Origin of the sequence: Streptomyces pseudogriseolus, assembly GCA_002154585.1 — a bacterium.
Taxonomy (GTDB): domain Bacteria; phylum Actinomycetota; class Actinomycetes; order Streptomycetales; family Streptomycetaceae; genus Streptomyces; species Streptomyces pseudogriseolus.
Genome location: MUNG01000512.1, coordinates 1 through 944, shown reverse-complemented (window position 1 = coordinate 944; position 944 = coordinate 1). Strand labels below are relative to the sequence as shown.

1 protein-coding gene and 1 pseudogene are annotated in these 944 nt (G+C 76.4%); both read left to right on the top strand.

Annotated features, from left to right (window positions below):
* Positions 1–589, top strand: a 589-nt coding sequence (locus CCN29_RS31975) for a coenzyme F420-0:L-glutamate ligase (RefSeq protein ID WP_086686031.1), incomplete at its 5' end; no start/stop codon positions are given.
* Between the two features lie 50 nt (positions 590–639).
* Positions 640–944: pseudogene (locus tag CCN29_RS31970) on the top strand (DNA-3-methyladenine glycosylase 2 family protein); the annotation flags it as partial.

The window sequence follows — 944 nt, the reverse complement described above, 5'->3', positions numbered from 1 at the left end:
GCGCCAGGCGGTCACCCAGCGCCGTACGGTGCGGTCGTTCACGGACGAGCCGGTGGACCCCGGTGCGGTACGCCGCGCGGTCGCCGCTGCCGTCACCGCTCCCGCGCCCCACCACACGACGCCCTGGCGCTTCGTCCTCCTCGAGAACCCCGGGACCCGTACCCGCCTGCTCGACGCCATGCGCGACGCCTGGATCGCGGACCTGCGCCGGGACGGCAAGTCGGAGGAGTCCATCGCCAAACGGATCCGCCGCGGCGACGTCCTGCGCAACGCGCCCTACCTGGTCGTGCCCTGCCTGGTCATGGACGGCTCGCACCACTACGGGGACGCCCGCCGGGACGGCGCGGAGCGGGAGATGTTCGTCGTCGCCACGGGCGCGGGCGTGCAGAACTTCCTGGTGGCCCTCGCGGGCGAGCGGCTCGGCTCGGCGTGGGTGTCGTCCACGATGTTCTGCCGCGACGTGGTCCGCGAGGTCCTGGACCTGCCCGCCGACTGGGACCCGATGGGCGCGGTGGCGGTGGGCCACCCGGCCGAGGAACCGCGCCCCCGCCCCGAGCGGGACGCCGCCCGGTTCACCGAGGTGCGGTGAGCGAGGCCCTACCCTCGTAGGAGCTCTTCACTCTCACCCCGGGGGACCTTGTGGCCGGACGCTTCGCTCCCCGCCCGACACGGACCACCGTGCGCGGCGGCCATGTGGCGATGCCCGCGCCCAGACGACCGCACCGGGCACCGGCCTCCCCGCGAACCCGCACCTGGGTCCCGGACGGCCCCCTGGACCTGGGTCTCGTCCTCGGCCCGCTGCGCCGCGGCACCGGCGACCCGACGTTCCGCACCACCCCGGACGGCGCCGCGTGGCGCACCAGCCTGACCCCGGTGGGCCCCGGCACGCTCCGGGTGACCCGCGTCGACGACGCCGTACGGGGCGAGGCGTGGGGCCCCGGCGC